This is a genomic window from Algibacter agarivorans (assembly GCF_039543245.1).
Lineage (GTDB): Bacteria > Bacteroidota > Bacteroidia > Flavobacteriales > Flavobacteriaceae > Algibacter_G > Algibacter_G agarivorans.
Map to the genome: position 1 here is coordinate 102,698 of NZ_BAABJJ010000014.1, position 15,257 is coordinate 117,954.

Annotated in this window: 11 protein-coding genes; 3 read left to right on the forward strand and 8 right to left on the reverse strand. The window is 33.6% G+C overall.

The features are described 5' to 3' along the window. Positions 1-72: 72 nt before the first annotated feature. Positions 73-1,260 carry a phosphoglycerate kinase gene (locus ABD935_RS06985; RefSeq protein WP_345191027.1) on the reverse strand — a complete coding sequence of 396 codons (1,188 nt, stop codon included), beginning with the start codon at positions 1,258-1,260 and terminating at the stop codon, positions 73-75. A 193-nt stretch (positions 1,261-1,453) separates the two neighbouring features. Here ABD935_RS06985 and ABD935_RS06990 point away from each other — a divergent pair, with 193 nt between their 5' ends. Then, a complete protein-coding gene (locus tag ABD935_RS06990) occupies positions 1,454-2,608 on the forward strand; it encodes a DNA polymerase III subunit (RefSeq protein WP_345191028.1) in 1,155 nt (384 codons plus the stop codon). Between the two features lie 70 nt (positions 2,609-2,678). Here the strand turns inward: ABD935_RS06990 and ABD935_RS06995 are convergent, their stop codons facing one another. From ABD935_RS06995 to ABD935_RS07015, 5 genes are all read right to left on the reverse strand, one after another. Continuing rightward, positions 2,679-3,209 (reverse strand): OmpH/Skp family outer membrane protein, encoded by a 531-nt coding sequence (locus tag ABD935_RS06995; RefSeq protein ID WP_345191029.1) that lies wholly within the window; start codon positions 3,207-3,209, stop codon positions 2,679-2,681. Between the two features lie 252 nt (positions 3,210-3,461). After that, on the reverse strand, positions 3,462-4,307 hold the full coding sequence (locus ABD935_RS07000) for a class I SAM-dependent methyltransferase (RefSeq protein ID WP_345191030.1): 846 nt from the start codon (positions 4,305-4,307) through the stop codon (positions 3,462-3,464). A gap of 264 nt (positions 4,308-4,571) precedes the next feature. After that, the gene (mnmG, locus tag ABD935_RS07005) at positions 4,572-6,443 is read right to left on the reverse strand and encodes a tRNA uridine-5-carboxymethylaminomethyl(34) synthesis enzyme MnmG (RefSeq protein WP_345191031.1); all 1,872 of its coding nucleotides are present in this window, start codon (positions 6,441-6,443) and stop codon (positions 4,572-4,574) included. Between the two features lie 148 nt (positions 6,444-6,591). Further along, positions 6,592-7,002 (reverse strand): rRNA maturation RNase YbeY, encoded by a 411-nt coding sequence (gene ybeY / locus ABD935_RS07010; protein WP_345191033.1) that lies wholly within the window; start codon positions 7,000-7,002, stop codon positions 6,592-6,594. Next, on the reverse strand, positions 6,995-10,432 hold the full coding sequence (locus ABD935_RS07015) for a DUF4175 family protein (protein ID WP_345191034.1): 3,438 nt from the start codon (positions 10,430-10,432) through the stop codon (positions 6,995-6,997). The genes ybeY and ABD935_RS07015 overlap by 8 nt, the downstream gene beginning before the upstream one ends. A gap of 181 nt (positions 10,433-10,613) precedes the next feature. Between ABD935_RS07015 and gltX the strand changes: the two genes are divergently transcribed. Further along, a complete protein-coding gene (gltX, locus tag ABD935_RS07020; protein WP_345191035.1) occupies positions 10,614-12,137 on the forward strand; it encodes a glutamate--tRNA ligase in 1,524 nt (507 codons plus the stop codon). A gap of 127 nt (positions 12,138-12,264) precedes the next feature. Here the strand turns inward: gltX and ABD935_RS07025 are convergent, their stop codons facing one another. Beyond that, complete coding sequence (locus ABD935_RS07025; RefSeq protein ID WP_345191036.1) at positions 12,265-12,948, reverse strand: hypothetical protein; 684 nt, start codon at positions 12,946-12,948, stop codon at positions 12,265-12,267. A 73-nt stretch (positions 12,949-13,021) separates the two neighbouring features. Here ABD935_RS07025 and ABD935_RS07030 point away from each other — a divergent pair, with 73 nt between their 5' ends. Beyond that, positions 13,022-13,945 (forward strand): SPFH domain-containing protein, encoded by a 924-nt coding sequence (locus tag ABD935_RS07030; protein WP_345191038.1) that lies wholly within the window; start codon positions 13,022-13,024, stop codon positions 13,943-13,945. An 85-nt stretch (positions 13,946-14,030) separates the two neighbouring features. Here the strand turns inward: ABD935_RS07030 and ABD935_RS07035 are convergent, their stop codons facing one another. Continuing rightward, entirely contained in the window at positions 14,031-15,212 is a 1,182-nt protein-coding gene (locus tag ABD935_RS07035) for a GNAT family protein (protein ID WP_345191039.1), read from the reverse strand. Positions 15,213-15,257 lie beyond the last annotated feature (45 nt).

A 15,257-nucleotide genomic window follows, 5' to 3' on the forward strand; every position in this document is an offset into this window, starting at 1 on the left:
CCCTTAAAGTCATTGAATAAAAAATGGATGCACTTGGCATCCATTTTATTCTATTATGCTGTTTTTTGCTAACTATTCTAAAATAGCAGCAATTCCAGGCAATGTTTTTCCTTCTAAACTTTCAAGCATGGCACCACCACCAGTACTTACGTAGCTTACTTTATCTTCAAAACCAAATTGTTTTACTGCTGCAACAGAATCCCCGCCACCTACAAGTGAAAATGCACCATTTTTAGTGGCTTCAGCTATTGAGTTTCCTAATTCAATAGTTCCTCCAGCAAAACTTTCCATTTCAAAAACGCCTAATGGGCCATTCCAAAGAATAGTTTTCGATTGCATCACTACATCGTGAAATTGTTTTCTAGATTTTGGTCCAGCATCAACACCTTCCCATCCATCAGGAATCTCATTAATATCAACAGTTTGTGTGTTAGCATCGTTACTAAAATCATCAGCAGCAATGGTGTCAACCGGAATATGAATTTGTACATTCTTTGCTTTTGCTTGTTTTAAGATTTCTAAAGCCAAAGGCATTTTATCATCTTCACAAATAGAATTTCCTATTTTTCCGCCTTGCGCTTTAACAAAAGTAAACGCCATACCTCCACCAATAATTAAGTGGTCTACTTTATCCAAAATATTTTCAATAATGGTAATTTTCGAGGATACTTTTGCACCACCAAGAATAGCTAAAACAGGTTTTTCGCCTGTTTCCATAACTTTTTTAATACTTTCAATTTCTTGAGCTAATAAATTTCCGAAGCATTTTTTACCTTCAAAAAACTGAGCTATAATTGTTGTAGATGCATGTGCTCTATGCGCAGTACCAAAAGCATCATTAACATAAATATCGCCTAATTTTGATAATTTTTCAGCAAAGCCAACATCACCAGCGGTTTCTTCTTTATAATAACGTAAGTTCTCTAGCAATAAAATTTGTCCTGGTTCCAAGCTTGCAGCCGCCGCTTCAGCATCTTCTCCAATACAATCTGCAACAAATTTTACTTCTACGCCTAAAATATCTTCTACTTTACCAGCAATATGCTTTAATGAAAATTCTTCTTGAAATCCTTTTGGACGCCCTAAATGCGACATTAAAATACAGCTTCCGCCGTCTTCTAAAATCTTAATAATAGTAGGTTTTGCGGATACAATCCTTGTTGCATCGGTAACTTCAAATTTTTCATTTAATGGCACATTAAAATCTACTCTAATTAATGCTTTTTTGTTTTCGAAATTAAAATCATTAAGCGTTTTCATATGTATATATATTTGTCTTTTAAGTATTTAATTTACAAATGTAACTAATTAAAAAACCATTTAAAATGTGATTTTTAACGAAAACGATGTAGCTAGTAAAGATTTTTTAAATACGTAAAAATGCAGAGTGCTTTATTGTGTTTTTAATGTTTGACTCTTTATTTATTAGTAAAAATTTATGTAGGTTTGTTTTATGCTTTTTGAAGACATATTAGGTCAAGAACACATTAAAAAACACCTTACGCAAAGTGTAGATAATGGCAGGGTTCCGCATGCACAATTATTTGTGGGTAATGAGGGTTCTGGGACTTTACCTATGGCTTTAGCTTATGCGCAATATATTTTATGCTCAAATTCTGGAGGTGAAAATACTTCTGGAAACGATGCCTGTAACTTGAAGTTTAAAAACTTTTCGCATCCCGATTTACATTTTGCATTTCCGGTAACCACGAGCGATAAAGTAAAAAGCAAACCGGTTTCTAGTTTTTATTTGGAAGAATGGCGACAACTTTTAAATGAACAGCCTTACGGAAATCTTTTTGATTGGTACAAACTACTTGGTGTTGACAACAAACAAGGACAAATAGGTGTTGAAGAAGCACATAATATTGTGAAATCGCTTACGCTGAAATCTTACGAAGGTGGCTATAAAGTGATGTTGATTTGGATGGCAGAAAAAATGAACACCGCCTCTGCCAACAAACTTTTAAAACTGATTGAAGAACCACCAAGTAAAACTATTTTTATTTTAGTTGCTGAAGATGAAGAGCAAATTATTAATACGATACGTTCGCGTTGCCAAATATTACATTTCCCGCCTTTGGCAGAAGACGTTATAAAAAATGCTTTAGTAAAACAGTATAATATAGATATTGGCGTAGCCACAAAAATAGCGCACCAGTCTAATGGAAATTATAATAAAGCCTGCGACCTAGTATATCAAGACTCTGAAGATATTCAATTTGAAACTTGGTTTATTTTCTGGATTCGTAGCGCCTTTAAAGCCAAAGGCAACAAAGCGGCTATTCACGATTTAATTTCTTGGAGTGAAGATATTGCTAAAACAGGTCGAGAAACCCAAAAACAATTCTTGAACTTTTGTTTAGACTTTTTTCGTCAAGCCTTACTTTTAAATTATAACGCCACAGATCTAGTCTTTTTTGAACCCAAAACCGAAAAATTTAAACTAGAAAATTTTGCGCCTTTTGTACATGGTAATAACATCATGGATATTAGTAATGAATTACAAGATGCTATTTATCATATTGAGCGTAACGGTAATTCTAAAATAATTTTAACGGATTTATCTATTAAACTTACGCGGTTACTTCATAAGAAAGCAGATTAATTTCCATAAAAAAACCTTGCAGAATTTCTTCAAACAAGGTTTTAGCGTATTGAATATCAATTATTTAAATCTATTCTTCTTTTTTATACTCTGCATTTAAAGCATCCAAAATTACTTGTGTTAAATCATTTTGTTCCTCTCCATACATAACCGTTGCAGCAGCATCACTGGTCCCTAATATAAAGTTGTAACCGTTAGCTTTTCCATAGTCTTTTACAAAGTCTTTAACCTTAACAATAACCGAATCAATTTCAGTTTGGAACGCTTGCGTTAATTGTTGTTGCTCTATTTGCATTTGTTGCTGTAATTGTTGTTGCTTTTGTTGCAAACCGCCCATAAGTTCTTCAGCTTTCTTTCTGTTACTTCTTGCAATTCTTTGAGCTTCTGCTTGTCCTTTTTGTGCTTCTGCCTGAAACGCTTGCCCGATACTATCAGCTCTTTTTCTAAAAGCTTCTTCTTTTACTTGAAATTTTGCTTCTAAATCTTTCTTTTCTTGAAAATCGTTTATAACGGTTCCGTTATCTACAAAACCAATTTTATTTGGTTTTTCACATGATGCTAATACAAGCATCGCTAAGGCAACATAAATTATGTTTTTCATCTGCTATTTTATTTGTTGATTGTTTTTGTTGATTTTTTAAATCCGAACAAATGTAATAAAGTAAGCTTTAAAATGAAGCGGAATTATTCTGATTTTAACATATAATGAACCCTTATAGTAAAAATAGAAAACAATAGTTAATCCCTATTAAAAATGAATGCGAATAAAGCGATTTAAAGCACTTTAATAAAATTGACTAGTATTTGGGTATTTGCTTGCAAGAAGAAAGACTGTGCTAAATAGAAATCGATTTTAACTGTTTTTAATGATATAAATTAAAGATGAAGCTTCTTTTGTACTTAGCGCTTTAATATTTGAAAGCAATCCAATCCAAAACCCGTTGATAGGATTCATTTTTCCAGACTTATACTTTTCAGAAAGTAAGCTAACATAATACGCATCAAACAACATTGGTTTTACTTTTATAACTTCCATAGATTGTTTTGAAACCAATTTTGAAATGGAATCCTGATTAAAATGCCAAAGATGCCTCGGCACATCATAAGCTGCCCAAAACTGTTTATAATATTTTGCATCGTAACTTTTATAATTGGGAACAGCAATAATTAAAGTCCCATTTGGTTTTAAAAGTTTTTTAAAGATGTGAATATGATCTTCTAAGTTTGGCAAATGTTCTAATACATGCCAAAGTGTAATCACATCAAAACTATTTGATTTAAACTTTGAAAGTTGTTCCGTTTCAAAAATCGAATTATTCGTTTTTTTATTGGCAATTTCTCGGGCTTGATCATTAGGTTCTATTCCCGAAACAATCCAACTGTTTTGTTGTGCCGTTTGTAAAAAATCGCCTGTCCCACATCCTACATCTAAAATATTTTTATCTTCAGAAGCAAACGAATTAATTAACTTTAATTTCTTATTAAGTGAAATTCTTCTAACTAGGTGATATATTTTTTCGAATAGATTTCTTTTAGAATCTGTATGCGAAATATAATCTTCGCTTTTATAAAATTCCGGTAATTTATCTGTTGATGGTTGTGGCGAAGTTTCGAGAAAACCGTATTCAGGATTCTGAATTAATATGAATTCCTCTCCCGAAACGGAGTGGTCTTTTACTTTTAAATTTTCTTTAGCCACGAATACACGAATGTTTAAAAACTATTTACTAAAACTTATCTTGGGTTTCCTCTTATAAATGTTTGACAAATGATATAATATTTGTCAGTCTGAGCTTGTCGAAGACTTTCCTTAACCAACAGTTCTATTTATTTTATGTTGTGCGCTTCGACAAGCTCAGCGTGACATCACAACTTACAATTGGCTATATTATTGTATTTTAATCCTAGGAAAAAAAACATGTTCCACGTGGAACATATCAAATTTCAAACGTCCATGATCGACTTAGCGCCCCATATAAACCAATAATACGGATATATCGTTTGGTGAAACACCACTAATTCTAGATGCTTGAGATACCGTAGCGGGCTGAATCTTTTTCAACTTTTCTCGTGCTTCAAAACTCATCGATTTGATTTGTGAATAGTCAAAATTCTCAGGAATCTTTACATATTCTAATCTCGTTAATTTGTCAGCATTGTTCTTTTCTTTAGCAATATATCCAGCATATTTCACTTGGATTTCAGCTTGCTCAATCACTTCCCTGTCCAAATTATTATCTTGAATGTAAGATTCTATACTTTCTACTTTTCTAATATCATCCATCTCAATATTTGGTCTAGCAAATACTTTAAAAAGCTTTCCGGATTGTTTAACAGGTGCTGATTTCTTAGACTCTAAAATCGGATTTATAATTTCTGGCTTGACACTTTCAGTTTCAAAAAACCTAACAAATTTCTCTGCAGCTTCATGCTTTTCTTCCATGCGTTTTAAACGCTTTTCAGAAGCTAATCCCAATTCAAATCCTTTTGGCGTTAATCGTTTATCTGCATTATCCTGACGCAATAAAGTTCTATATTCTGCACGTGATGTGAACATACGATAAGGTTCTTCAGTCCCTTTAGTAATCAAATCATCAATCAAAACACCTATATATGCCTCATCTCTTTTTAAAGTAAAAGGGTCTTTTTCTTTTACTTTTAAACTTGCATTTATACCCGCCATTAACCCTTGGGAAGCAGCCTCCTCATAACCCGTTGTTCCATTAATCTGGCCAGCAAAATACAAACCTTCAACAAGTTTAGTTTCTAGCGTATGCTTTAGTTGCGTAGGCGGAAAATAATCATATTCAATAGCGTACCCTGGTCTAAAAAATTTCACGTTTTCAAAACCAACAACAGAACGCAATGCTTTAAACTGCACATCCTCTGGTAAGGATGTAGAAAACCCATTTACATAAACCTCGCAAGTGTTCCAGCCTTCTGGTTCAATAAACAATTGGTGCTTATCTTTATCTGCAAAACGATTTATTTTATCTTCAATAGATGGACAGTACCTTGGACCCAAACCTTTAATCCTACCATTAAACATAGGCGACCTATCGAAACCTTCGCGAAGCAAATCATGTACCTCAAGACTTGTGTAAGTCATATAACAAGAACGCTGATTTACGAGTGGTTTTGTAATATCCAAATATGAGAATTTTTCAGGGTTTTCATCTCCAGGCTGCTCGGCCATTTTAGAATAATCTAAAGACCTTCCGTCAACCCTAGGAGGAGTTCCTGTTTTCATTCTACCAGACTCAAAACCTAAATCAACAAGCTGTTCTGTTATTCCTGTTGCAGCTCTTTCACCTGCTCGTCCTCCACCAAAATTCTTATCGCCTATATGGATTAATCCATTTAAAAAAGTACCGTTAGTTAAGACAACAGACTTCGCTTTTATTTCAATTCCTAATGATGTTTTTACCCCGACTACTTTGTGATTTTCCACTATCAGTGCAGAAACCATTTCTTGATAAAAATCAAGATTAGGTGTGCCCTCTAAAAGCAATCTCCAATCTTCAGCAAATCGCATTCTATCACTCTGCACCCTCGGACTCCACATGGCAGGTCCTTTAGATTTATTCAGCATTTTAAATTGGATAGCAGACGTATCAGAAACAATACCACTATACCCTCCAAGGGCATCTATCTCTCTCACAATTTGCCCCTTAGCAATACCTCCCATAGCAGGATTACAAGACATTTGTGCAATGTTCTGTAAGTTCATGGTAACAAGTAGCGTTTTGCTTCCCATATTTGCAGCAGCCGCAGCAGCTTCACTTCCTGCGTGACCCGCTCCTACAACTATAACATCATAAACTTCGTTAAACATAATTACTGTTTCTATTAATATCAAAAGGTTTCATCCCTATACCTATTGGGAGCGCTCTACCTGACATTATTTATTTAATTCTACAATGTGTTCCACGTGGAACACATTGTAATTTTGAGTTTGCAAATATACGATGAAATCTTTAATCCTAAACTAATTGAGATAAGTAGTGGTTTTCTTTTGCCCTCATTTCCTTTGCATCATCATCCGTTTTATCTTTGTACCCACAGTAATGCAACACACCATGAATCATAACTCGATACAATTCTTCTTCAATTGAAACACCAAAATCTTTAGCGTTATCAGCTACTCTTTCAACAGAAATGAAAATATCTCCTTGTATAATTTTTCCGACTGAATAATCAAAACTAATAATATCGGTTAGAGTATCATGTTTTAAAAATTCCACGTTTAATTTATGAAGATAATCGTCGTCACAAAACACATAGTTAATCTCCTCTAATTTGTATTCCTCAGAAGCAATTGCATCAGTAATCCATTTTGAAATCTGCTCCTCTGATTCCAACTTAAAATCGGTTTCGTAATTGAAATTAATCATTCGCTTTTTTGAAATATTCTTGTACTTTATTTTTGTAAACTTGCTGCAAAGGTAAAGCTTGTCTGTTTAATATTTCTGTTGTTTGAAAATATTGTTTAGCGGTTGGTATTTGATTATTTGAGTTATTATCGAATCTATTTTTATTGGTTTCAGATTCTCGTCTATTATCTTCACCCTGTTGAAACGTAGCATTCTCTAATTTTAATAATTGATGTTTCAGTTCCATCATCTTTTGAAGTGTTTGATTCGTGAATCCTTTGTTCAATAAATCCAATTCAATGTCTTCCATTTTTCTAACCAATGCATCACCATTTCCGCCCATACCCTCTTTAGCTATTTTATCTTGAAGCGCTTGTCTTAGTTGTTGTTGTTGTTGGTAGATTTCGTAAAGTAATCCGTTTTGGTCTTCATTAGTACCTTCTCCTTCCCCACCAGTTTGTTGACCGTCCTTTCCTTTATGGTCACCTTTTTCCTTACCTGACTTTCCATCTTCACCCTTCTCCCCTTCTTTCTCTCCTTCACCTTCTTGTTTTCCTTCGCCGTCTTTAGGACTTCCTTTTTCTCCTTTTTTCATGCCTTGCTCCATCATCTTGTTGAGCTCTTCTTGACTCATAATAATATCTGGCAACTGCATATCGCTTTCACCTCCTTTACCTGCAGACATACTCATACTTTCTTGCATGTTGTCTAACACATTACTTAAAAAATCTGCAAGATTATTGGCTGCTGTAACAGTGAATTGTTGATTGGAAACCCCTTGATACAATTGATTTTCGGCTAATAAATTTAAGGCCTTATCAATGTTATAATACACTTCGGTAATTTCTTTATTAACCTGCTCCGATAACTTTGGTTGACGGAGCGATAAGGCAAACAAACTATCATCAATATGTTCGAAATGTTCTTTTAAATAACTTTGTTTTTTAAGATAGGTTGCAAATTTATTGTGATTAACATCGATAGATTTAAATTGATCCATGAGCGCTTCTTGGTCAAAAGAAAACAAGACAAGATTGTCTAAAATCTGTCTTAGCATGTCTGTGTCTTCCTGCATTTGTTCGCCACCACTCGATTGCATAGCACTTTGCATTTGCTGACTCATTTGCTTCATTTTTTTAGCCGCTTTCTTCTGGCTTTTTTGAGCGTTTTTTAAATTTTGTTTTTTACTTTCTTCTTGTTCCTTTTTTTCTTGATCAGAATCTTGAGGTTCTTGCGGCTCTTCTTCTTTTTTATCTAATTCCTCCGATGCTTTTTTCTGTTCATTTTCAACCTCCTTTTCATCTAATTTATCTCTAGGAATATCTATTGGCTTTTTTAAAGCCTTACTATCTTTTTCGAGTTCTTCTATTTGCTTTTTATAGTCTTCAAATGCTTTATTCAATTCGTCTTGCTTGTCTTTGGTGATTTCCTCCTCAGACTTGTTAGATAGTTTCTCTTGTTCTTCTGATAGCTTTTCTAAATCATCTTTGAGCTTTTCTAACTTCTTTTCAACATAAAAACGTTTGGTCAATTCTAAGAGTTGCTCTAAGCTTCGTTTTTTGTTTTTATTTTGTTTGGCAAGCTCATCTAACTTTTGAATTAAGTCTTCTTTATTAATTTTCTCCTGAAGTTTTTCTATTTCTTCTAAAAGCTTTTCATCTCTTTTGAGCTTTTCTTCGTTGTCCTTTAAACGCTCTTTTAAATCTTCTTTAAACTGATCTTCTTTTGGGTTTTCTTTTTGAAACTCTTGTAGGTTATCTTTTAATTTTTTATTGAAATTTTTCATCATCTCGTCTTGCTGTTTCTGACGCTTAAAAAATGATTCTAACTTCTTTTTATCATTAAAATTTAAACTCGATTTTTCCTTTTGAGTTTTGGTTAATTCTTCTAATTTCTTCTCTTGCTCATCAAACTTTTCTAAAGACTTATTTAAATCTTTAATCGTTTCGCTTTGCTCTTCAAGTTTCTTTTGTGCTTCTTCGTCTTTAGTACGTTTTCGATAGGTAAACACACTGCTCTTTGCGCTTTTAAACCTATTAACTCTATCATTATCAATTACTTGAAAGTATAATTCATAAGGAACACCTTCTTTAATATTCAAATTATTTGGAAATGCACTGATGAATTCTGCAATGTTTGAATTTGAAATTGGAATAGCTTCAAACTGTTTATTTTTTTCATCTTCTGAGGGATAATAAACCAATTGCAACTTGCTAAAACCATAATCGTCGCTCACCTGTCCGTAGAAATAAAGCGTCTGCAAATCCAAACTATCTTTCTCAACTTTCAAATTGATTTCTGGATATTCATCTTTTACCACATCAATACTGAAGGCTAAATTCTCGTAGTCTTTTAGTTTTTTATTGCTGGTACTTAACGTGTAATCATAATTATTAAACACGCGCTTAGAGGCTTCAAAAACACTGGCTTCATCAGAACTAAAAGCAAGGGTGTCTTTAGCGTATAAAAACACGGCATCTGTAGATTTAGTTTTAAGTTTCCATTTAATATGTGTGCCTTCTGGAACTAAAGCATTACCTGTGCTTTTTAAGGTTTCATCTTTCTTTTTAGTGTAATTTGGATAATCTAAAACCATTTCAAAACTTAATAGCGACGGTGTTTCAATAACATCCATCGTATAGGGTTTTGAGGTTACATCATTGGCCGATAACTGAAATGTAATGGCCTCTTTCGGTTGGGTAAATACGTATTCAAATTCGCCAACAGCTTTTTGTTGCAGAAAATAAGTTTCGTTATTATAGGTTATTTGAGCACTTTCTGGGGTTACGGCTCCTGCTGTTTTTACAATCAACTTAAAGTCTTTGTTTTCTATAGCATTCAAATTGTCATTCACTACAAAAAACTGAAATGGCGCGGGTGGTTCGTAAGCGGTTTTATAATCAACAACACGTTTGTAACTCTCATTAAACCAATCAAAATTTCCCGTAAAAAAGGTTAACAATAAAATGGCGATAGGAATAGCAGCATATTTTAAATACCCAATATTCTTCTTAAAATTAACCGCTAATTTAAACGGAACAGGTTTTAATTCTAAAGACTTTTGCTCGATGCTAGCTAGTAGTAATTCTGATTTTGAAGCATTCTCATTAAGCTGTAAAACATTCAATAATTTGTCATTCACTTCAGGAAAATGGTGTCCAATAATTTTTGAAGCTGTTTTATAATTTATCCCTTTTTGAAGTTTAAACAATTTTGCCAATGGGATAAAAATAAACTTGATGAGCAAGCCAAATTCAACTGTAATAAATAACCAAAATAACACCGTTCTAAAGGTTGTATTCAACCATAAAACGTGTTCTATAAAAAGCGTAAACAGAAAGTACAGTAAACCAATAGCGAAGAACAGAATGGTTCCTTTAAGCAACTCATTCGTATAATATCGCCTAATAAATGCCTCTAATTTGTTTTGTATGGTTTTAAAGTTATTCATGATTTGGGTAAAACCTCTTCAATATTAGTGTTTTCAACTTACTAAACTACAATTTTATTTTTTACGGGTTTTATAATTAAGTGTTAATTAAGGCCATCTATTTAATAAAAAGCAAAAAACTTCTGTCTTCTGGCTTCTGTCTTCTGTCTTAATACATATCTTTGCTGCAAATTTACAAAACATGACCAAAAATGTTCGTGTGCGTTTTGCACCTAGCCCAACAGGACCTTTACATATAGGCGGAGTTCGTACCGCTTTATTCAATTATTTATTTGCTAAAAAACATAACGGAACGTTTGTTTTAAGAATTGAAGATACCGACCAAAATAGATATGTTGAAGGTGCAGAACAATATATTATAGACGCTTTAAATTGGTGCGGATTAGAATTTGATGAAGGACCACAGATTCCCTCCTCCGAGGGAATGACAAAAGAGTCATATAGACAAAGCGAACGTAAACATTTATATAAGGGATATGCCGAAGAATTAATTGCTTCTGGTAATGCGTATTATGCTTTCGATACTTCTGAAACATTAGATTTTCACAGAAAAGACCACGAAGCAAAAGGAAAAACATTTATTTACAATTGGCATAACAGATTAAAATTGAGTAATTCCTTATCGCTTAGCGCAGACGAGGTTCAAGCTAAATTAGAGGCTGGCGATGATTATGTGATTCGTTTTAAATCCCCTCAAGATGAAACGTTGCATTTACAAGATATTATTCGTGGGGATATTAAAATTGATACTAATATTTTAGATGATAAAGTGTTGTTTAAAAGTGATGGCATGCCAACATATCATTTAGCGAATATTGTAGACGACCATTTAATGGACATCTCGCATGTTATCCGTGGCGAAGAATGGTTGCCCTCTTTGGCATTACACTACCAATTATATAAAGCTTTTGGCTGGGAATCTCCAGAATTTGCACATTTACCGCTTATATTAAAACCTACAGGAAAAGGGAAATTAAGCAAGCGCGATGGTGATAAATTAGGTTTTCCAGTATTCCCGTTACAATGGACAGACCCAAAAACTGGTGACGTTTCTAGAGGTTATAAAGAAGATGGTTATTTCCCGGAAGCCATGGTTAATTTCTTAGCCTTTTTAGGTTGGAATCCAGGAACGGAACAAGAAATTTTTACTCTTGATGAACTGATTGAAGCGTTCGATTTGAAAAAAGTACACAAATCTGGTGCGCGTTTCGACCCCGATAAAATCAAGTGGTTTAATCATCACTATATGCAAGAGCAAGATAATGATGTCTTGGCAAAAGCATTTAAATCGGCTCATCCAGAGCTTGAACCTATCGATGTAAATTATATATCGTTGGTTGTTGGATTAATTAAACCACGTGCCACTTTTGTTAGTGACTTTTGGGAGCTTAGTTCTTTCTTTTTTGCTGCACCAAAAACATTTGTTGAAAAGGCAGCAAAAAAAGCTTGGAAAGACGATACAGATGCTATTATGAAAGAATTTGTATCAGTTATAAACAATATAGAAGCAGAGTCTGTTGAACATCTTCAAACGGTTGTTAAAGAATGGATAACCAACAAAGGCATTGGTTTCGGCAAAGTGATGCAGCCCCTTCGTTTGGCTTTAGTTGGTGATTTAAAAGGTCCAGACCTTTTCCAAATTATGTTTATGATTGGTAGAGATGCAACGGTTAGACGAATAGAACTGGCTATTGATAGTATTTAATACATATGACACAAAGCGTGTCATTACCATAACACAAAAGGAATTGCGAAAATTTACAACTTCGATTGTGGAAGCCAACAAAAAAGCAAGCTAAATAGCTTGCTTTTTTGTTGTATATATTCTAACCCTAAAACGAAACCGTCGCCCCTAAAACCAACATCGTTTGATTCCCTTTAAAACGCGAATTACCGCCTAGAGTATCTAAACCTTCATTTTCAAGTTTCTTCAAAGTATTAGTAAACCCATAAAGATATTGGGCCTTCAACTTGAAATTTTTAAATCCTAATGATGCTCCTACAGCCCCATTCAAATTAAATTGGGAAATATTGGTGATGTCTTCCGCAGATAAATTGGTGTAGTTATTTATAAAGTAACCTTCTTGGTTTTTGTCCTTAATCTCTAACCTGCCATTGTATTGTAACATCGGGCCCACATCAATAGTTAAATGGTTTGGAATCACTTTTATATGCCCTAACAAAGCTAACTGGGCAGCAAACATTTTGTATTTAATAAATTCTTCTTCGGTACTAATTAGAGCAGGTCTTCCCGAGATTTCAATGTTGCTTTCTGAGAGTTGCATGCCATAACTCATGTTGTACCATCGGTTTGGAATATCAACCGTTGCGCTCAGTCCACCAATAAAACCATTAGAAGATTTGGTTGTGAAATTATCAGTAACAATGTCAAATTGAGTAACGCCTCCTGTTATGCCAATACCATTTGAAATTCTATAATTCCCTCTTTGCGAAAAACTTTTTGTAACAAAACATATTGATAATGCTACTAATAGGTAAAGTTGTATTTTTTTCATACTATTTTAGGGTTAAGTGCACAAATATAACTTAATTTAGTAACTCTATTTTTAACCATTTTAATAAACAATTATGAGCTTCGTTTTCATCCCATTTGTAATTATTGGATTATTTATTTTAATCTCATCCTTTTTTGTTGTTAAACAACAAACTGCCGCTATTATAGAACGCTTTGGTCGTTTTACAAGTATTCGTCAATCTGGTTTACAGCTAAAAATCCCGTTAGTAGATAGAGTTGCAGGTCGTTTAAGCTTAAAAATTCAGCAATTAGATGTTATAGTAGAGACCAAAACAAAAGATGACGTATTTGTTAAATTGAAAGTATCAGTTCAATATAAAGTCATAAGAAATAAGGTCGAAGACGCTTTTTATAAATTAGATTATCCTCACGAGCAAATAACGTCCTATGTCTTTGATGTGGTCCGTGCAGAAGTACCAAAAATGATTTTAGATGATGTGTTCTTAAAAAAAGATGATATCGCTATTGCAGTAAAATCAGAACTTAATGATGCCATGATGGAATATGGTTACGATATCATTAAAACGCTGGTTACAGATATTGATCCTGATGCGCAAGTAAAAGAAGCGATGAATAGGATTAATGCGGCAGACAGAGAAAAAACAGCTGCGCAATATGAAGGTGATGCAGCACGTATTTTAATAGTAGAAAAAGCTAAGGCAGAAGCTGAAAGCAAGCGTTTACAAGGGCAAGGTATTGCAGACCAACGTCGCGAAATTGCACGTGGTTTAGAAGAATCTGTAGAAGTGCTTAACAAAGTTGGTATTAATTCTCAAGAAGCCTCGGCGCTAATTGTAGTAACACAACATTATGATACACTTCAAGCCATTGGGCAAGAAACCAATAGTAACCTTATTTTATTACCTAACTCGCCGCAAGCAGGAAGCAATATGCTAAACGATATGGTGGCTAGTTTTACAGCCAGTAATCAAATTGGTGAAGCCATGAAAAACCAAAAGAAAAAAAGAGGTGAATAAAACCTCTTGTGAGTTATTCTGATTTTCAGAATCTTATTAGAAAAAATAATATAAAAACCTGAAATAGTTCAGGTTGACAAACCCTTTAGAGCTGTAGCTCTTTAGGGTTTTGACTTTTAAAAGGATGCCGTTCTTTCCAATCTTGTTTTGGGTTCATTAATTTAAAAACTTGCTTTAAAATGGCATTCAAAAAACTATTAGTATGTTTTAAATAAATCACCATAGGCTCTGCTTTTGCACCTACAGAGCTTTTAATTTCCATAGCCGTCCTGGCATATACAACTGATTCAAACTTATTTTCAATACCAAACTTAAGCATATCATAAAGCATGTTTAAATACAATTGATTTGGGTATTGATGTTCAGAATCATAACCTAAAAAATAGGTTTCTAAAGCCTTGTTATTTAGAATTAAGGTATAAAAACCAACCAACTCGTCTTTTAAATAATACCCATAAACCTTAAAATTTTCTTTCAGCTGAAGTTTAAGACTATAAAAATGATTTTCTGGTAACAAAAACGTATTAAACTTAGCGTTGGTTGATACGTTCATGTAAAATTGATGTAATTCAGAATTATGCCTTTTAATATCATCAAGACTCAATTCTAAGGCTATAATACTATTAAGTTTTTTTCTAGCACGCTTGTATCTATCACGATACTTTTTGTTTAAACTTGTTGTGTAATCTTCAATAGTTGACCATTCTGGTGTTACCCGCAATATCATATTAGGCTGCACAAAAACCTGATGTAATTTATCGGAATCAAAAGTATTCTTATTGTCATGTATGGGGTCATTCTTAAAATAGTCCTTCAACACAATCATTCTGATGGTTTTATTCTGATTGCTTTTAATAGTCGCTTTTATAGCGCTTAAAGCGGAAAAAATAGTTTCAAAAAACTCAGTTTGAGATATATTTTCCTTCTGAAAAAACAATCCATGCTGCCCGGTATGCGTTAAATTTCCAACAACTAAAACATTTCCTTTTAATACTTTTGAAACCACATCTTGAAACCATGATTTTATACAAGACACCTTAGTTTGCCTAAACATATCTTTTAAATACAACTGTACACGTTGGATAACAGCCATACCAACTAAAGTGTCGTCCTTAAAAACCCCAATGTAAAACAACTGGATATTATTTGGCGGAGCTTCTTCTAAAGCCTGTAAATAATGAGATTGCAAGAACACATCGTGCTCCACACAGGTGTTCCAACCTTCTGGAAGGTTTTTAAATGAGTTATAAATAGTATAGTGTATCAATACAAAAGAAAAAAGACCGAAGTTAACCACCTCAGTCTTTATTTA